We start from the raw sequence: 16,469 nt of genomic DNA on the forward strand, positions 1-16,469 counted from the left end.
ATGGACTTTCCGTGTCTCCCGCGTGGGCGGATCGGGCTACCGTGGTGCCATGTCCAGCACCAGAATCGGCAAACACATTCGCGCGCCACGGGCGACCGTCTACGGCCTGTTGCTGGATGCCGAAGCGATCGCGCAATGGCGCGTGCCCACCGGGATGACCAGCCACGTCCACGCATTCGAGCCGCGCGAGGGCGGTTGCTTCCGCATCACCCTCACCTACGACGATCCGACCGACGCGGGTAAGACGACCGCGCAGTCCGACACCTATCAGGGGCGCTTCGTCACCCTGATTCCCGACGAACAGGTCGTGGAAATGGTCGAATTCGAGACCGACGATCCGGCCGCACGCGGCGAGATGACCATCGCCATCACCCTTTCCGACGCGGAGGACGGTGGAACCGATCTCGTGGCGATCCACGAGGGCGTGCCGAGCGCGGTGAAACCGGAGGACAACGAACTGGGCTGGCGCCTCGCGCTCGCCAAACTGGCCACGCTTGCGGAGACCGGCACGCTCGACTGAGCGGAGCCGAGCCGGATCGAGCATTCTGGCGTGCGAATTCAGCGCGGTGCGTGGTTCGCGCAGGCGGCTTTCTCACCGGGGCTCGATCGGACAGGGCCACAGCATGTTTCACCGCTCCAGCTGCTGACGGAGCGGTCGAGAGGTCGTGCCGGGCCGTCCGCCACACGGCGACCACGTGGCAGCCGAGCACATCCGTCGTTACCGTGAAGGGATGTCGCCGTTGGACGATCGGCACCCGTCCACCGTCACCGACTGGGATGATGCGCGACGTAAGGCTCGACTCCGGGAGACCCGCCTCGGGCACCGGTGGACGACGTTGCGCCGCACCAGGTTGGCACTACTGCGGGTCGCCGCACTACTGATACTCGTACTCATCGTGTTCACCCAGTACTGGGTGCACGATGTCGCCCCCGAGCGCGCCAGACTCGCGCTGACCGAGCCCGCGCTGCTGCCGGTGGCGACTCCCGCGCGAGAGGAGAACTGGGACACCGCGGTCGTCGACCTGGTAGGTCTCGGCGGACTGAACGCCTCCGACACGGCGTCCGCGCTGCCCGCGCTACGACGGATGGGCGTGGTCTGGGCCATCAAATACGACAACGAGGGCATCGACAGCAAGGTGATCGCCGATCTCGTGGTCCGCGCCGCCCAGATGTCGGGCGTGCGGAACATCGTGCTCGTCGGGCACAGCATGGGCGGTGTGATCGCGCTGGAGGTCGGCCAGCACATCCACTTGGACAGCGATCGGCGGCTGGCCGGCGTGCTACTGGACTGCACGCCCGTCGATTTGAACGCGGTGCGCCCGGAGAGCCGCGGCCGGGGCGAGGACATGCTGCGCTGGATGGGATGGCTGCCGGGGGCGCGCGAGAGCCGCACGCTGCGCATGGCCGTGGAGACCTATGCGCGGCGGGACCGGTTCGTCGATCGCGCCGCCGATCCCGTGCCCACGATCCGATTCGCCGAACTCGGCCAAGTGCTCGTCGACGTCGCGACCGAGAAGGTGATGTCGCGCAACGCGGCGAGCAACGGCCTGATCGAATCCCAGTTCCTGGCCATCGTCGGCGGCGGCGCGATCGACAATCTGCGCGCCCTCTCCCGCCCGGTGAACGGCAAACCGCGCCCGGCCATCGTCTACATCCGGCCGCGCGAAGCCGAACGGGACCGCGTCGTCGACGTCGCGTACTCGCACCAGGTGCTGATCGAACGGGTGGGCGGAGTGGACGGCAGCCTGCTGGTCGTGCTGCCGCGCGGCACCGGCCACGCCAACCCGAGGCAGGCGCCCGCGGAGTACAACAAGGTCATCGACCAGCAGGTGCTGCCGTTCGTGCAGCGGTATCTGGATCAGGTACGCGGGGTCCGCAGTGCCGCAGCGCCGCCCTGACACCGGTTCGAATCAGGCTGTCGTTAACCGTGTTCGGGCTCGTTCCGTCCTGCTTGACTACCCGGTATGTTTCGACCGAGTACGTTCCTGCCCGGCCTCCGCGGCCGCACCACCGCCGCCTTGCTCGTTTTGGCGACCGCTGCGACCCTCGGGTTGACCGGATGCGCGAAGGACGACACACCGGTCGTCGACACCGCCAACACTCCGTTGCCGACGGAGGTGCCCGCGGGCATCAAGCTGATCGTCGCCGACCAGCAGGAGCGCCTGCAGAGCGTGCTGCGCGCGTCCGGTGAACTGGACAAGTTGCCGTTCAAGGTGGAGTTCGCCAACTTCGTCGGCGGGCCCGCCATCCTGGAGGCGTTCCGCGCAGGCGCCGCGGATGTGGCGCCGGTCGGCGACGTGCCGCCGATCCACGCGCTGGCCGCAGGGCAGGACGTGCCGATCGTCGGCGCACAGCAAACCAGTCCTGCCGCACTGAAATTGGCGGTCGCACCCGGCCGCACCGCCACCACGCTGGCGGATCTCGAGGGTAAGAAGATCGCCTACGCCGAGGGCACCGCGCAGCAGGCCGCGGTGCTGCGCGCGCTGGACAAGGCCGGGCTGAAAACCGGCGACGTGCAACTGGTCCGGCTGCAGCTGGCCGAGTTCCTGGACGCGGTGCGCACCGGCCAGGTCGACATTGCCCCGCTGATCGAGCCGAACGTGACCCGGCTGCTGCGTACGCCCGGCACCTCGCTGATCCCGGACTCCGAGACCGCGGGCATCTACGGCGGCCTGGCCTACCTGTACGCGCGGCGCGCGGTGACGCAGGACCCGGCCAAGTCGGCGGCGGTCGGCGCACTCGTCGGGGCCTACGTCCGGGCCTACCAGTGGGTCAACACCCACCGCGAGGAGTGGGCGCAGAAGTACTACGTGGACAGCCAGAAGGTCAGTCCCGAGGATGCCCGGCGCATCGTGGATTCGCTCGGCACCTACACCTTCCCGCATCTGGACCAGAAGCTCGTCGACCGGCAGCAGTCCACCATCGACGCGATCGCGGCCGCGGGCGAACTGCCCAAGATAGTCAGCGCCGCCAACGGTTTCGACCTGCGCTACGACGCCGTCGTGACGCGCGCGGTCACCGAATCCGGCGCCTCGCACGAACCGAAGGAGCGGTGATGGCCACCCTGGACGCCGGAGTACTCGGCCGATTCGGCAGGACGGGCGCCGCACCCGCCGAGCTGCAAGCCAGGGGCAAGGTGACGCGACGCAGGCTCGGACCGGGCAAGCCGATTCCGTTCGGCATCGCGCTCGGTCCGACGCTGCTGGTGGCGGCCTGGGTGATCGGATCCGCCGCGGGCGCCATCGATCCGGAGACACTGCCCGCCCCGTGGACTGTCGCGCAGACCGCGGGTGATCTGATCGCCGACGGACGTTTGCAGTCCAACCTGCTGACCTCGGTGCAGCGCGCGGGCATCGGTCTCGGTCTCGGCGTGGCCATCGGCGTGCTGCTCGCGCTGGCCGCCGGGTTGAGCCGGGTCGGAGAAGCGTTGCTGGACGGACCGGTTCAGATCAAGCGGGCTATTCCGACGCTGGCGCTGATCCCGCTGTTCATCGTCTGGTTCGGCATCGGCGAGGAGATGAAGCTCATCGTCATCACCACCAGCGTGTTCGTCCCCGTGTACATCAACACGCACGCCCACCTGCGCAGCGTGGACGCCCGCTATGTGGAACTCGCCGAGACGGTGCAGCTTTCGCGCTGGGGCTTCATCCGCCGCATCGCGTTGCCCGGTTCGCTCCCCGGCTTCTTCATCGGTCTGCGCCTGGCCGTGACGATCTCGTGGCTGGCGCTGGTCGTGGTGGAACAGGTCAACGCCACCAGCGGCATCGGCTACCTGATGACGCAGGCGCGCACCTACGGCCAGATCGACGTCATCGTGGTCGGTCTGGTGATCTACGGCCTGCTCGGACTGTTCGGCGACATCGCCGTGCGCGCGCTGGAAAGGAGGGCGCTGGCATGGCGCCAGACACTCGCGGACTGAACGTGGTCCGCGCTCGCAATCTGAGCCGCGGGTTCGGCGATCGGGTGGTGTTGCGCGGCATCGACCTCGACATCGCCCGCGGCGAATTCGTCGCGCTGCTCGGCCGTAGCGGCTCGGGCAAGAGCACCCTGCTGCGCGCGCTGGCCGAATTGGACGACGACGTACCGGGTTCCGGCGATCTCGCGGTGCCGTCGGAACGCGCCGTGGTGTTCCAGGATTCGCGCCTGCTGCCGTGGGTGCGGGTGCTCGACAACGTGACGCTCGGCCTGAGCGGTGCGGGCTCGGCCGAACGCGGCCGCGCGGCGCTCGCCGAAGTCGGTCTCGCCGGTCGTGAGAAGGCATGGCCCAAGGAACTTTCCGGCGGCGAGCAGCAGCGCGTGGCGCTGGCCCGCTCGCTGGTGCGTGAACCCGAGCTGCTGCTCGCGGACGAACCGTTCGGCGCGCTGGACGCGCTGACCAGGATCCGGATGCACGCGCTGTTGCAGGAACTGTGCGCCGAGCACAGGCCCGCGGTGCTGCTGGTCACCCACGATGTCGACGAGGTCGTACTGCTCGCCGACCGTGTGCTGGTCCTCGACGAGGGCCGCATCGCCATCGACCTGCGCCTCGACCTGGAACGTCCGCGCCGCCACAGCGATCCGGAGTTCATCGCGGCGCGCGAGCGGCTGCTGGCCGGACTCGGCGTCGACCCCCTTGTCAGCGCGGCCGGTGACGCGGCCGCCCCCCATCATCATCGCGAAGAAGAGAAGCGAGCGTCATGACCGAGCGACCGAGGCAGCTGAGCCTCAACGCGTTCATCTATCCGTCCGGCCACCACGAGGCGGCCTGGCGGCACCCGCAGAGCCGTCCCGATCGTATCTACGACGTCACCTACTACCAGGAGATCGGCCGCACCGCCGAGGCCGCGAAACTCGACGCGGTGTTCTTCGCCGACGGGCCCGCGCTGCGCACCAACGTCGAGCACAACGCGGCGCCCGGCCTGGAACCGATCACGCTACTCACCGCGATCGCCGCGGCCACCACGCATCTCGGCCTGATCGCGACCGCGTCCACCACGTACTACGAGCCCTACAACCTGGCCAGGCTCTTCTCCAGCCTGGACCACATCTCGGGCGGGCGCGCGGGCTGGAACATCGTCACTACCGGAACCGACGTGGCGGCGGCCAACTTCGGCCTCGACCGGCACCCCGATCACGCCGAACGTTATGCCCGCGCACGCGAATTCGTGGACGCCGTGGTCGCGCTGTGGGACAGCTGGGAGGACGACGCGATCCTGCTCGACCAGGCCGCGGGCGTCTACGCCGATCCGGACAAGATCCACCGCATCGATTTCGAGGGCGAATACCTCAAGGTGCGTGGGCCGTTCAACTCGGCGCGTACGCCGCAGGGTTATCCGGTGCTGGTGCAGGCGGGCGCCTCCAATGAGGGTCGTTCCTTCGCCGGGCGCTACGCCGAGGCGATCTTCACCGCGCATCAGCGGCTGTCCGACGCCCAGGCCTTCTATGCCGACATCAAGGCGAAGGCGAAGGAATTCGGCCGCGACGCCGACCAGGTGAAGATCTTGCCCGGCATCAGCCCGTTCCTCGGCGACACCGAGGCCGACGCCAAGCGGCTGGAGCGCGAGTTCAACGAGCTCACCGTGCCGGAGTACGGTCTGGCCCAGCTGGAGAGCATCGCGGGCAAGAGCCTGCGGCACCTGTCGCTGGACGAGCTCGTCCCCGCCGAGGAGTTCGACGGCGCGGGCGATGTCACCGACAACCAGCGTTCCCGGCTGCAGGTGGTGGCGGGCATCGTGCAGCGCGACCGTCCGACGCTGCGCGGGCTGCTGCACCGATTGGCGGGCGCGCGTGGGCATCGGGTCTTCGCGGGCACCCCCGAGCAGGTCGCCGACACCATCGAGGAATGGTTCCGCAACGGCGGCGCGGACGGTTTCAACGTGATGCCGCCGTACTACCCGGGCGGGCTCGAGGTCTTCACCTCGACCGTCGTGCCGATTCTGCAGGAGCGCGGCCTGTTCCGCACCGAATACACCGGGACCACGCTGCGCGACCACTTCGGTCTCGCGCGGCCGGAGAGCCAGTTCGCCCGACGCCCGGCGCTGGCCCGGTGAGCGGGGCGGACGGCAACTGTTCGCGACTCGTCGCGCGGCGGACGCCTCAGGTCCGTCGGGTGACCCAGAATCGCTGCGCCGCGAGGTCGTTCGGTCGGCGGTCGGGGCGGTGAGCGGGAATACCGTCGAGAAGCCCGCGCTAGCCGACGCTCCGGTGCGCCTGCGCAGCCTCACCTGGTCGGTGTTCGTGCCGATGGGGTTGTACGGCACCGGGGCCGGTGCGGCCGCGCCCATGTACGCGCTGCGCGCGCTCGACCTCGGGGCGTCGGTCGGCCTGGCCGGTGTGATCGTCGCGCTCGGCGGGCTCGGCATGGTGCTCACCGATCTGCCCGCGGGCCGCATCGTGGCTCGGATCGGGGAGCGCGGTGCGATAGGACTGGGTTCGCTGCTCGGACTCGTCGGCATCCTGGCCGCGATCCTCGCGCCGAATCTCGGTGTGCTCGCGGCGGGAATGCTGCTCAACGGCGCGGCGGGCGCGGTGTGGGGTCTGGCGCGGCAGACCTACATCGTCGCGGTGGTGCCGCCCGCCGATCGGGGCCGGGCGCTGTCGACGCTGGCGGGTGCGCACCGGCTCGGGTTCTTCTGCGGACCGTTCCTCGGTGCGGGTCTGGTGCACGGCATGGGGCCGAACGGTGCGCTGTGGTTGCAGTGCGTGACGACGGTGCTCGCCGGGTTCGCGATGGTCGCCATTCGTGATATCGACGACGCCGCGTCCGGCGGGCACACGCTGCGCTCGGTGGTTGTCGAAAACCGCAGGCTGCTGGGCACTTTGGGATCGGCGGCGTTGCTCACGGGCGCGGCACGGGCGTCGCGGCAGGCGCTGCTGCCGCTGTGGGCCGCGCACATCGGCCTGAGTCCCACGGCGACCAGTCTCATCTTCGGCGTCTCCGGCGCGGTGGACGTGCTCATGTCGTATCCGGCAGGTGTCTGGCTGGACCGGCGCGGCCGCCGCGCGACGGGCGTGCCCTCGATGATCTGCTTCGCGGCCGGATACGCGGTGCTGCCGTGGACGGGCACGGCGGTCACCATGGGTCTCGCGGCGGTGCTGCTCGGACTGGCCAACGGGATCAGCAACGGGCTGATCATGACGGTCGGCGCGGACGTCGCGCCGGAGGACCGGCGCGCGGAATTCCTCGGCGCGTGGCGGCTCACCCACGATGTCGGCATGTTCGCCGGGCCCATCGCGGTGGGCGTGATCAGCTCGGTCGCGGTGCTCGGCGCGGCCGCCTTCGCGCTCGCGGTGTCCGCCGCAGCGGGTGCGGTGGCGATGTATCGCTGGTTCCCGGGCGTCGTCGGAGTGGGCAGTCATCTCGATCGCGCGAGCGCGGTTCCACCAGAGACAGGTTCGGCTGCCGCCTGAACCAAGCCGCCGCCACTACCCGCGGAACTCCTCGCTCAGGCCGTGGCGCGTTCAGCGGATGCGGCTGCCGAGGAGGTGGCGCACGCCCGCGACGAACAGTTGCAGGCCGAAGTCGAAACGGGCTGTCGCGTCCGGTGTTTCGTCGATCGGAGTGTCCTCGGGCAGCGCGCCCGCCGAATCCATCTGCATCCGGGACTGTTCGTCGACGGTCTGGCCGAGCACGTAGTACAGCAGGGTGAACGCGGCCAGCTCCGCCTCGTGCCGCGGCATTCCCGCGCGGATGGCCGCGCTCGCCAGGCGTTCGCGGCCCTTGCTCGTGGTCAGGCGGGAGGCGTAGGTCGACGAGACCAGCTCGGCGCCGTCGCGGTAGGCGAGCAGGCAGTCGCGCAGCCGGTGCGCGAGTTCGGTGATCTGGCCGGACCACTCTTCGGCGGTCACCGGGTCCTCCATCGGCGCGAGGATGCGGTCGGCGACGGCGCCGAGCAGCGCCTGCTTGTTGGGGAAGTGCCAGTACAGCGCGCCGGGCTGCACCTGAAGCGAGCTCGCCAGCCTGCGCATGGTCAGGTCGGCGAGGCCGTACTGGTCGAGAATGGCGATGGCGCCGTCGACCACGTCCGCCCTGTGCAGCTGCACCCGAATTCCTTCCCCGTCGTGTTTTGACTCACTCCTACCGCTACCCTAGCCTGAACACCGTTCAAGTTGCACGGCCACCTCGAACGCGAGGTGCCGTCGCCGACAGGCAGACCAGCCGAAGGGATTCGTGCAGTGACCCAGGCACCCGTTGACACCGATGTTTTGGCGATCGCCCGCGAGCAGGTGCTCGAGCGCGGCGAGGGTCTGACTCAGGAGCAGACCCTCGAGGTGCTGCGGCTCGGCGACGACCGGCTGGAGGAACTCCTGGCCCTGGCCCACGAGGTGCGCATGAAGTGGTGCGGCCCCGAGGTCGAGGTCGAGGGCATCATCAGCCTCAAGACCGGCGGCTGCCCCGAGGACTGCCATTTCTGCTCGCAGTCCGGCCTGTTCCAGTCGCCCGTGCGCGCCGCGTGGCTCGACATCCCGAGCCTGGTCGAGGCCGCCAAGCAGACCGCCAAGACCGGCGCCACCGAGTTCTGCATCGTCGCCGCGGTGCGCGGACCGGACGAGCGGCTGATGGCTCAGGTCGCCGCGGGCGTCGAGGCCATCCGCAACGAGGTCGACATCCAGGTCGCGTGCTCGCTGGGCATGCTGACCCAGGAGCAGGTCGATCAGCTGGCCGCGATGGGCGTGCACCGCTACAACCACAACCTGGAGACCGCCAAGTCGCACTTCCCGCAGGTCGTCACGACGCACACCTGGGAGGAGCGCTGGGACACGCTGCGCATGGTGCGCGAGGCGGGTATGGAGGTGTGCTGCGGCGGCATCCTCGGCATGGGCGAGACCCTGGAGCAGCGCGCCGAATTCGCCGCGCAGCTGTCCGAATTGGAGCCCGACGAGGTGCCGCTGAACTTCCTCAACCCGCGCCCCGGCACCCCGTTCGGCGACCTCGAGGTGCTGCCCGCCGCCGACGCGCTGCGCGCCGTCGCCGCGTTCCGCCTGGCGTTGCCGCGCACCATCCTCCGCTTCGCGGGCGGCCGTGAGATCACCCTCGGCGATCTCGGCGCCAAGCAGGGCATCCTGGGCGGCATCAACGCCGTCATCGTCGGCAACTATCTGACCACCCTCGGTCGCCCCGCCGAGGCGGACCTCGATCTGCTCGGCGAGCTCAAGATGCCGATCAAGGCGCTCAACGAAACGCTGTAGGGCGCGGCCATGAGTACTGTCATGGATATGGACGAGCGCTACAACCCGTTCACCGGCAAACGGATCGTGCCAGGTCTCGACGACGCGGTGCCGACCGCGGCCGCGTTGGGCCTGGAGCCGCCGCGCTTCTGCGAGCAGTGCGGGCGGCGCATGATCGTGCAGGTGAGTCCCGATGGCTGGTGGGCCAAGTGCTCGCGGCACGGCGTGATCGACTCGAAGAGTCTGGAACACCGCTAGTGGCGACGGTGCGGGCGGACGGCGTCCGGAGCGAGGCGGGAGCGGCGCTGCTCGTCCTGGCGGCGGTGGCGGTGGGCAGTGCGCTCGTCGGCGTGCTGTGGGGTTGGCTGGCGCCGACCGAGCAGTTGCTGGTCACCGAGCCCGGACGCGGTGCGCCGCTGACCGGCGAGAGTACGCATCAGTTCGACGCGGTCGCGCTGTTCGTCTGCGCGGGCGCGGTGACCGGATTGCTCACCGCCGTGGCGGCTTGGCGGCTGCGCACGATACGTGGTCCGCTGTTGCAGGTCGGGTTGCTGTCCGGATCGCTGATCGGCGCGTATCTGATGGCGTGGGTGGGGGAGTCGGTCGCCGAGTCGCTGCATCCGCGTCCCGACGACCCATCGGTCGGCCAGATCGTCAAGCTGCCAACGCAAGTCGGCACCGCGCTCGCTTTCATCGTGCAGCCGCTGGTTGCATCGCTGGTGCTGCTGTTCCTCGCGGCGCTCAGTCCGTCCGAGGATCTCGGCACCGGCTACGGCAGCGCATTCGGTCGTTCGCGCCGGACCGCGGAGTTCGAGCCGATCGGATTCGACGCCGCGGTGCCGCGCGCACCGTACGGAAGCGTCTATGGCGGTTACGATCCGGCGACCGAGGACGGATCGGGATCGGTGTCGCGTCCGGCTCGCTGACCCGTCGCCCAACCGTTGCCTTCGCGGCGCTGTTTTCGTGCCTCTACCACGTAAAATGGTGGAAAACCGTTGCGTTCGGAGAGGAACGGGGGCGTGGCGTTCATCGGTGGCGGTCCGGTCGTCGAGGAGATCGACGCAAAATTCTGGCGGTTGTCGGAGCCGCTCGTCTATCAGGGTGATGTGCAGGAGTTCATCGTGCCCGCGGGCTTCCGTACCGACTTCGCGTCGGTGCCGCGCGCGCTGGTCTGGCTTATTCCCCGCTACGGCGCGTACACCCGCGCCGCCATCCTGCACGACTACCTGCTGCACTCACACCTGGTGAGCACCGCGGACGCCGATGGCCTGTTCCGGCGCTGTCTGCGGGAATTCGGTGTCTCGGTGCCGCGCCGCTGGATGATGTGGGCGGCGGTGCGCTTGGCGAACCGGTTGGCCGGCGCGAACGCGCGAGAGCTGGCCTTGTTTCTGCTCGTCGCGGTGCCCTCGGTGCTCTTCCTCGCGATACCGGTCGTCGTGGTGACGCTGTGCCTGTGGTTGTTCTGGTTGGTGGAGCTGGTGTTCTGGGTCGCGGGCCGCCTTGTCGCCCACACGGCCGCACCGCCTCCGAAGCCCCAGATGAAAACGGCCTGAACGAATTTCTGGTCGCCGACCGTCGCGCCGGAAAATCGGTGGAGCGGTCCGCTCCCGGTCGGTACCGTGACTCGGCAAGCAATCGGGCGAGCCCAGGGGAGGAGGTGAACGACCATGCACGCCCCTCCGCACACCACGGCACAACCCGACCTGTCCCGACCCCCTTCGGAACGCCCCGATCTCACCGCCTGGCGCCGCCGCCACGAACTCCGCCGCTCCAACGCGGCCCAGCCCATCCCCGGCAAGCAGCGCTACCGTCGCGCCGCGAAACACCGAAACCGTTCCCACGACGCGTGATTCGCCTGCGGGCGGGGTCTTCGTGACGACTTCGATGCGCGCCCCACAGCGACCTGCAGGTCTCGGTGATCGCCACCGCCAGCATGGGCGCCCACACGGCGTTGGCGCGAGCATGGGCAGTGGCCAACGCGGTGGCGCAGTGGAATCGACCGGTCTCGACCCGCAGGCGGCTCCAGTGCGGCTCAGCGCCGGATTGCACCACCACCCCCGAATCAGCGCCAGGCATCGACGAGTTCCGCAGGGCCCCAATGCATTGCCAGCGGGAGATCGGTCCCGACGCCTGCGCGGGATACGGCGACGAGTGGCGTGTGAGTGTCGGTACCCGGCGCCGAGAGCATCGCTCGGGCGAGGGCGTCATAGTCGTGGCGATCGAAGGGGCGGTCCTCCAGCCACTTGATCGAGCCGAGGAAGTGGACCGCGCCGGCGATTGGCGCGCGATCGGCGCCGACGAGATCGATCTCCGGATTGTTCTGCCGGTTCCACCACCCGCCGATCGCCTCGGTATCGGGCCACCGCTCATCGGGCAGCAGGCGGAGTAGTGATTCGCGGATGAGCGGTTCGACAGCCCGCCCACGCCAGGCTGTCCAGGATCGTTCGATACGTGTGCGGGCGAGATCGCCGCGCCCTCGTTCGATCAGTGGAATTCCGCGCTGTAGGAAGGCGAGCCAGAATCGAAGGTAGGAATCGGCGATGCGATAACGCTTGTTCTTGCTGTCGGGTTTGGTGGACAGCGGAAGGTCCGCGGCGACAATTCGTTTCGACTGCAATGTGTTCAGCAGGGGCGTCAAGGTTCCTGCGGGTAAAGCGCCCACGCCACCAGCCTGGGCTGCGATGGTGCTGAATGTCCGCTCGCCGCTGCCCACTGCTTCGAGCACCGCGCGCGATCGCGACGCTTCCGGGAACTCGCCGAGCAGCGTCAGTTCCCCCGCTACCAACAGCGGCGACAACGGATTCTCGGTCGAAGCACGGAGAAAGTCGGTTCGGCTCATACCGGGCCGCCACGACTGCACGATCTCCGGGAAACCGCCGGTGATCAGTAGTGCATCGACAGCGGCGGCCGCGTCGAGACCCGTCATCGCCTGAACATCGGCCAGATGGAGGGGTTCGACCGTCATTTTGGCGGCGCGTCCGAAAAACGGACGTTCGCGGGACTGCAGCGCCTCCATCACCGAAATGTCGCTGCCTACCAGAATCAGGAGGACGGGTTTGGCTGACAAATGGCGATCCCACACGGTCTGTAGTGCGCCCTCGAATTCGCCGTCTTGCTCGACCAGCCACGGCACCTCGTCGATCACCGCGATGGTGGGCGAGTCGTCCGGGATCGCGATGGCCAGAGCCCGCAGCGCCTGGTTCCAATCAGCGGCATGTAGGCCCGCCACCAGATCCGCCCCGCCCAGGGGGGAATGGGCGACGGTGGTGAGGAAGTCCGCTCGTTCCGCGACCGGGTTGCGCCCACGGGTGGCCTGGAAGACGAGGTAGGCAAGACCCGACCGATCACAGAACTCCTGGACGAGTCGTGACTTTCCGACCCGTCGGCGACCGGTCAGGATGACCGCTCGACCTCGTGTCGGTCCCGCTTTCTCAGCGACCAGGGTGCGCTGTCGGCCGAGAATGTCCAGGTCAGCGGCCCTGCCTGTGAAATCCATCCACCCTCCGCGCTAAACATAGATCGAATATTACTTAGATGGATTCTAACTTAGTAGTGAGGCAGCTGGGCGGGACGATTCACTCGGCGCGGGGGCGGAGGGCGGCGAATTCGTCGGTGACGCGGAGGCCGGAGTCGCTGAAGCGGTAGACGGCGGCGGGGCGGCCGCCCGCGCGGCCGGGGGCGGCGGTGGCGCCGGTGGGGGTGATCACCTTGCGGCGCGCGAGGACGCGCTGGAGGTTGGTGGTGTCGACTTCGTAACCCAGTGCCGCGCAGTAGATTTCGCGCAGAGTCGACATGGTGAAGGTGGACGGGGCGAGCGCGAAGGCGATGTTGGTGTAGGAGAGTTTGGCGGCCAGCCGGGTGCGGGCGTGATCGACGACCGTGCCGTGGTCGAAGGACATGGCGGGCAGCGCGGAGACCGGGTGCCACGCGGTGTCGCCGGGCAGTTCCGGTTCGGCGGTCAGCGGGACCAGCCCGAGGTAGGCCGAAGCGATCCGGCGCGGACCCGGCACGCGGTCGGGGTCGCTGAAGACCGAGAGCTGCTCGAGGTGGGTCAGCTCGCGCACGTCGACCTTCTCGGCGAGCTGCCTGCGTGCCGACGCGTCCAGGTTCTCGCCGTCGCCCAGCCGTCCGCCGGGGAGCGACCAGGTGCCCTTCTGTGGGTCGAGCGCGCGCTCCCACAGCAACACGGCCAGTTCGGTGCGCTGGCCGGGCGGGCACGGCCCCGATACGCCGTTCGCGACGCCCTGGCCAGCGGTTTTGCCGGTAGGGAAGCGGCGAACCTGGAACACCGCGGTGAGCGATTCGTGGATGGTGCTACTATGGGGCACGTTTTCGATTGTAAGACGAAAACCTGGTTTGGTGTGAATCGGCGGGGTTGCCGGGCGCACGAGGAAGGGAGCCATCATGGCGACGACGGGTGCGAAACTGGCGCCTCCGCTGATGGGGCAGGTATTCGACGGACCCTCCGGCTACGCGGGTGTCGCGGCGACGCCCGAGTGGGCGCAGGAGGTCAAGCGGCTGGCGAGGGAGCGCAACGCGACCATTCTCGCGCACAACTACCAGTTGCCCGAGATCCAGGACGTGGCCGACCACGTCGGCGACTCGCTGGCGCTCTCGCGGATCGCGGCCGAGGCTCCCGAGGACACCATCGTGTTCTGCGGCGTGCACTTCATGGCCGAGACCGCGAAGATCCTCAGCCCGGAGAAGACCGTGCTGATCCCGGACCAGCGCGCGGGCTGCTCGCTGGCGGACTCGATCAGCGCCGCCGAGCTGCGGGCATGGAAGGCCGAGCACCCGAACGCGGTCGTGGTGTCCTACGTGAACACCACCGCCGAGGTGAAGGCGCTCACCGACATCTGCTGCACCTCGTCCAACGCCGTCGACGTGGTCGCCTCCATCGACCCCGACCGCGAGGTGCTGTTCCTGCCGGACCAGTTCCTCGGCGCGCACGTCAAGCGGGTCACCGGCCGCGAGAACATGCACATCTGGGCGGGCGAATGCCACGTGCACGCGGGCATCAACGGCGACGAGCTCACCGAGCAGGCGCGCAGCCACCCGGACGCCGAGCTGTTCGTGCACCCCGAGTGCGGTTGCGCCACTTCGGCGCTGTACCTCGCCGGCGAGGGCGCGTTCCCGGCCGACCGGGTGCACATCCTGTCCACCGGCGGCATGATCGACGCCGCCAAGGCGGCCGCGGAGCGGAGCTCGCGGAGCGGAGGAAAGGGCACAGCGACTCAGGTTCTGGTCGCGACCGAGGTCGGCATGCTGCACCAGCTGCGCAAGGCCGCCCCCGGCATCGACTTCCAGGCCGTCAACGACCGCGCCTCCTGCAAGTACATGAAGATGATCACCCCCGCCGCGCTGCTGCGCTGCCTGGTGGAGGGCGCCGACGAGGTGCACGTCGACCCGGAAACCGCGGCCCTGGGCCGCAATTCGGTGCAGCGGATGATCGCGATCGGCAATCCGGGCGGCGGCGAGTGAGCCGACGCCGTCGACGTGCGGCGGTCGCGTAGCGCCGTCGCACGACTTCGGCGGGCGCGGTGGCATCCGCGCCCGAGCTCGGAACGAGAGGCTGGCGGAGATGAATGCTCCGGTAATCGAGTGGGAGGCCTCGGCCGACCTGGTGGTGGTCGGCGGCGGCGTCGCCGGATTGACGGCGGCGCGCACCGCGTCACTGCGCGGGCTGCGGGTGCTCACGCTCAGCAAGGGCGGGCCGATCGACACCTCCACCCAGTACGCGCAAGGCGGCATCGCCGTCGTCGCGCCGCACGGTGATTCGATCGAGTCGCACGTGCGGGACACCGTGGAGGCGGGGGCCGGACTGTGCGAGACGACCGCGGTGCGCGCGATCGTCGAGGGCGGGCAGGCGGCCGTGGCGGCCCTCACCGACCTCGGCGCGGTGTTCGATCTCGGCCGTGACGGTCAGATCTCGCGCACCAGGGAGGGCGGGCACAGCACGCGCCGCATCATCCACGCGGGCGGCGACGCGACCGGCGCCGAGGTGCAGCGCGCGCTGAACACGGCAGGACTTCCTGTGCTGTTCGGAGCGGCGGCCTGCGAGGTGGTCACCGGGCCCAGCGGGGTGCAGGGCGTGATCGCGGTGTCGGACAAGGGTTTCGGCGTGGTGCACACCCCTGCCGTGCTGCTCGCCACCGGCGGGCTCGGCCAGCTCTACGCGCTGAGCACCAACCCGCCGGGCGCGACCGCCGACGGCATCGCGCTGGCGCTGTGGGCGGGTGCGGCCGTGGCGGACCTGGAATTCGTGCAGTTCCACCCGACGGTGCTGTACACGCCGGGCGGTTTGGGCCGACGGCCGCTGATCAGCGAGGCGGTGCGTGGCGAGGGCGCGACTCTGGTCGACGCCGAGGGCAAATCGGTGACAGCGGGGGTGCATCCGCGCGGCGATCTCGCGCCGCGCGACGTCGTCTCCCGCGCCATCGCCGCGCGGATGCGCGAGCTCGGCACCGATCACGTCTTCCTCGACGGCCGCGCGATCGACGGTTTCGCCCAGCGTTTTCCGACGATCACCGCGTCCTGCCTCGCGGCGGGCATCGATCCGCAGGAGAGCCTGATTCCCGTCGCGCCCGCGGCGCACTATCAGTGCGGCGGCGTGGTCACCGATCCGCACGGCCGCACCGGCGTGCCCGGGCTGTACGCCGCGGGCGAGGTGGCGCGGACCGGGTTGCACGGCGCGAATCGGTTGGCGTCCAACAGCTTGCTGGAAGGCCTGGTCGTCGGCGAGCGGGCGGGTGCCGCGGCCGTGGAGCGCCTCGGGGCGCCCGCGGAGGTCACCGACGTGCGCCCGCGGACCATGCCACGGGCTCCGCGCGCCGCGCTGCAACAGGTCATGACCGCGCACGCCGCGGTGGTACGCGACAGGGACGGGCTCGCGGGTGCGGCGGCGACGCTGGAACGCGCGGTGCTGCGCGGCATGTCGAGCCGGTTCGCCGATTCCGGAACCGTGGTGCCGCCCGCGCCGGACGATCTGGCCGCCCGCCGGATCGCGGAACTGGAGGACGGCGCGCTGACGCTGACCGCCCGCGTGCTGCTGCTCGCCGCGGCCGCCCGCACCGAAAGCCGTGGCTGCCATACGCGATCCGATCGTCCCGAGCCGGACGAGGCGCTGCGGCACAGCATTCCGATCCGCTTGGACGCCGACGGCCGCCCCGATGTGCTGCTGGTCGGCGGCTCGCCCGAGGGGGAGCCGCTGGCCTCCCGCCTGGCCGACGACCCCGAGGCCCCGGCGCTCACCGTGGCGGTGCCGTGAGGCCCGATATCGACTTCCGCTCGCGCTCGCCGCGGGCCGACAGAGGAGGAGTGCA

17 protein-coding genes are annotated in these 16,469 nt (G+C 69.6%); 14 read left to right on the forward strand and 3 right to left on the reverse strand.

Features of this window, described 5'->3' with window-relative positions; translation table 11 throughout:
• Nucleotides 1-49 precede the first annotated feature (49 nt).
• The 7 genes from AC3ERS_RS25595 (at nt 50) to AC3ERS_RS25625 (ending at nt 7,389) form a co-directional block, all read left to right on the forward strand.
• Entirely contained in the window at nt 50-520 is a 471-nt protein-coding gene (locus AC3ERS_RS25595) for an SRPBCC domain-containing protein (protein ID WP_431970638.1), read from the forward strand.
• A 211-nt stretch (nt 521-731) separates the two neighbouring features.
• Entirely contained in the window at nt 732-1,898 is a 1,167-nt protein-coding gene (locus tag AC3ERS_RS25600) for an alpha/beta fold hydrolase (RefSeq protein ID WP_431970639.1), read from the forward strand.
• A 66-nt stretch (nt 1,899-1,964) separates the two neighbouring features.
• Nucleotides 1,965-3,056 carry an ABC transporter substrate-binding protein gene (locus AC3ERS_RS25605; RefSeq protein WP_431970640.1) on the forward strand — a complete coding sequence of 364 codons (1,092 nt, stop codon included), beginning with the start codon at nt 1,965-1,967 and terminating at the stop codon, nt 3,054-3,056.
• Entirely contained in the window at nt 3,056-3,919 is an 864-nt protein-coding gene (locus AC3ERS_RS25610) for an ABC transporter permease (protein WP_431970641.1), read from the forward strand. The genes AC3ERS_RS25605 and AC3ERS_RS25610 overlap by 1 nt, the downstream gene beginning before the upstream one ends.
• On the forward strand, nt 3,895-4,680 hold the full coding sequence (locus AC3ERS_RS25615; RefSeq protein ID WP_431970642.1) for an ABC transporter ATP-binding protein: 786 nt from the start codon (nt 3,895-3,897) through the stop codon (nt 4,678-4,680). Before AC3ERS_RS25610 ends, AC3ERS_RS25615 begins: the two co-directional genes overlap by 25 nt.
• A complete protein-coding gene (locus tag AC3ERS_RS25620; protein WP_431970643.1) occupies nt 4,677-6,029 on the forward strand; it encodes an LLM class flavin-dependent oxidoreductase in 1,353 nt (450 codons plus the stop codon). Before AC3ERS_RS25615 ends, AC3ERS_RS25620 begins: the two co-directional genes overlap by 4 nt.
• Nucleotides 6,030-6,138: 109 nt before the next feature.
• The gene (locus tag AC3ERS_RS25625) at nt 6,139-7,389 is read left to right on the forward strand and encodes an MFS transporter (RefSeq protein ID WP_431970644.1); all 1,251 of its coding nucleotides are present in this window, start codon (nt 6,139-6,141) and stop codon (nt 7,387-7,389) included.
• Nucleotides 7,390-7,440: 51 nt separating this feature from the next.
• On the opposite strand, the gene AC3ERS_RS25630 is transcribed toward AC3ERS_RS25625, so the two are convergent.
• Nucleotides 7,441-8,022, reverse strand: coding sequence for a TetR/AcrR family transcriptional regulator C-terminal domain-containing protein (locus AC3ERS_RS25630; RefSeq protein WP_431970645.1), 582 nt, complete (start codon nt 8,020-8,022; stop codon nt 7,441-7,443).
• Nucleotides 8,023-8,154: 132 nt separating this feature from the next.
• Here AC3ERS_RS25630 and bioB point away from each other — a divergent pair, with 132 nt between their 5' ends.
• The 5 genes from bioB to AC3ERS_RS25655 all read left to right on the forward strand — a co-directional run bounded on the left by bioB (nt 8,155) and on the right by AC3ERS_RS25655 (nt 10,997).
• The gene (gene bioB / locus AC3ERS_RS25635; RefSeq protein WP_431970646.1) at nt 8,155-9,168 is read left to right on the forward strand and encodes a biotin synthase BioB; all 1,014 of its coding nucleotides are present in this window, start codon (nt 8,155-8,157) and stop codon (nt 9,166-9,168) included.
• Nucleotides 9,169-9,177: 9 nt separating this feature from the next.
• A complete protein-coding gene (gene bsaP, locus AC3ERS_RS25640; protein WP_068068416.1) occupies nt 9,178-9,405 on the forward strand; it encodes a biotin synthase auxiliary protein BsaP in 228 nt (75 codons plus the stop codon).
• The gene (locus tag AC3ERS_RS25645; protein WP_431970647.1) at nt 9,405-10,073 is read left to right on the forward strand and encodes a DUF2567 domain-containing protein; all 669 of its coding nucleotides are present in this window, start codon (nt 9,405-9,407) and stop codon (nt 10,071-10,073) included. Before bsaP ends, AC3ERS_RS25645 begins: the two co-directional genes overlap by 1 nt.
• Before the next feature lie 93 nt (nt 10,074-10,166).
• Complete coding sequence (locus AC3ERS_RS25650; RefSeq protein ID WP_431970648.1) at nt 10,167-10,700, forward strand: DUF1353 domain-containing protein; 534 nt, start codon at nt 10,167-10,169, stop codon at nt 10,698-10,700.
• 114 nt (nt 10,701-10,814) lie between these two features.
• Nucleotides 10,815-10,997 (forward strand): hypothetical protein, encoded by a 183-nt coding sequence (locus tag AC3ERS_RS25655; RefSeq protein WP_431970649.1) that lies wholly within the window; start codon nt 10,815-10,817, stop codon nt 10,995-10,997.
• Between the two features lie 212 nt (nt 10,998-11,209).
• On the opposite strand, the gene AC3ERS_RS25660 is transcribed toward AC3ERS_RS25655, so the two are convergent.
• A complete protein-coding gene (locus AC3ERS_RS25660) occupies nt 11,210-12,292 on the reverse strand; it encodes an ATP-binding protein (protein WP_431970650.1) in 1,083 nt (360 codons plus the stop codon).
• Between the two features lie 430 nt (nt 12,293-12,722).
• Entirely contained in the window at nt 12,723-13,475 is a 753-nt protein-coding gene (locus AC3ERS_RS25665) for an NUDIX hydrolase (protein ID WP_431970651.1), read from the reverse strand.
• 76 nt (nt 13,476-13,551) lie between these two features.
• On the opposite strand from AC3ERS_RS25665, the gene nadA reads away from it, so the two are divergent.
• Both nadA and AC3ERS_RS25675 read left to right on the forward strand, forming a co-directional pair.
• Nucleotides 13,552-14,628 carry a quinolinate synthase NadA gene (gene nadA, locus AC3ERS_RS25670; protein ID WP_431970652.1) on the forward strand — a complete coding sequence of 359 codons (1,077 nt, stop codon included), beginning with the start codon at nt 13,552-13,554 and terminating at the stop codon, nt 14,626-14,628.
• A gap of 100 nt (nt 14,629-14,728) precedes the next feature.
• Complete coding sequence (locus AC3ERS_RS25675) at nt 14,729-16,414, forward strand: L-aspartate oxidase (protein ID WP_431970653.1); 1,686 nt, start codon at nt 14,729-14,731, stop codon at nt 16,412-16,414.
• Nucleotides 16,415-16,469 lie beyond the last annotated feature (55 nt).

The sequence above is a fragment of the Nocardia sp. bgisy134 genome (assembly GCF_057708325.1).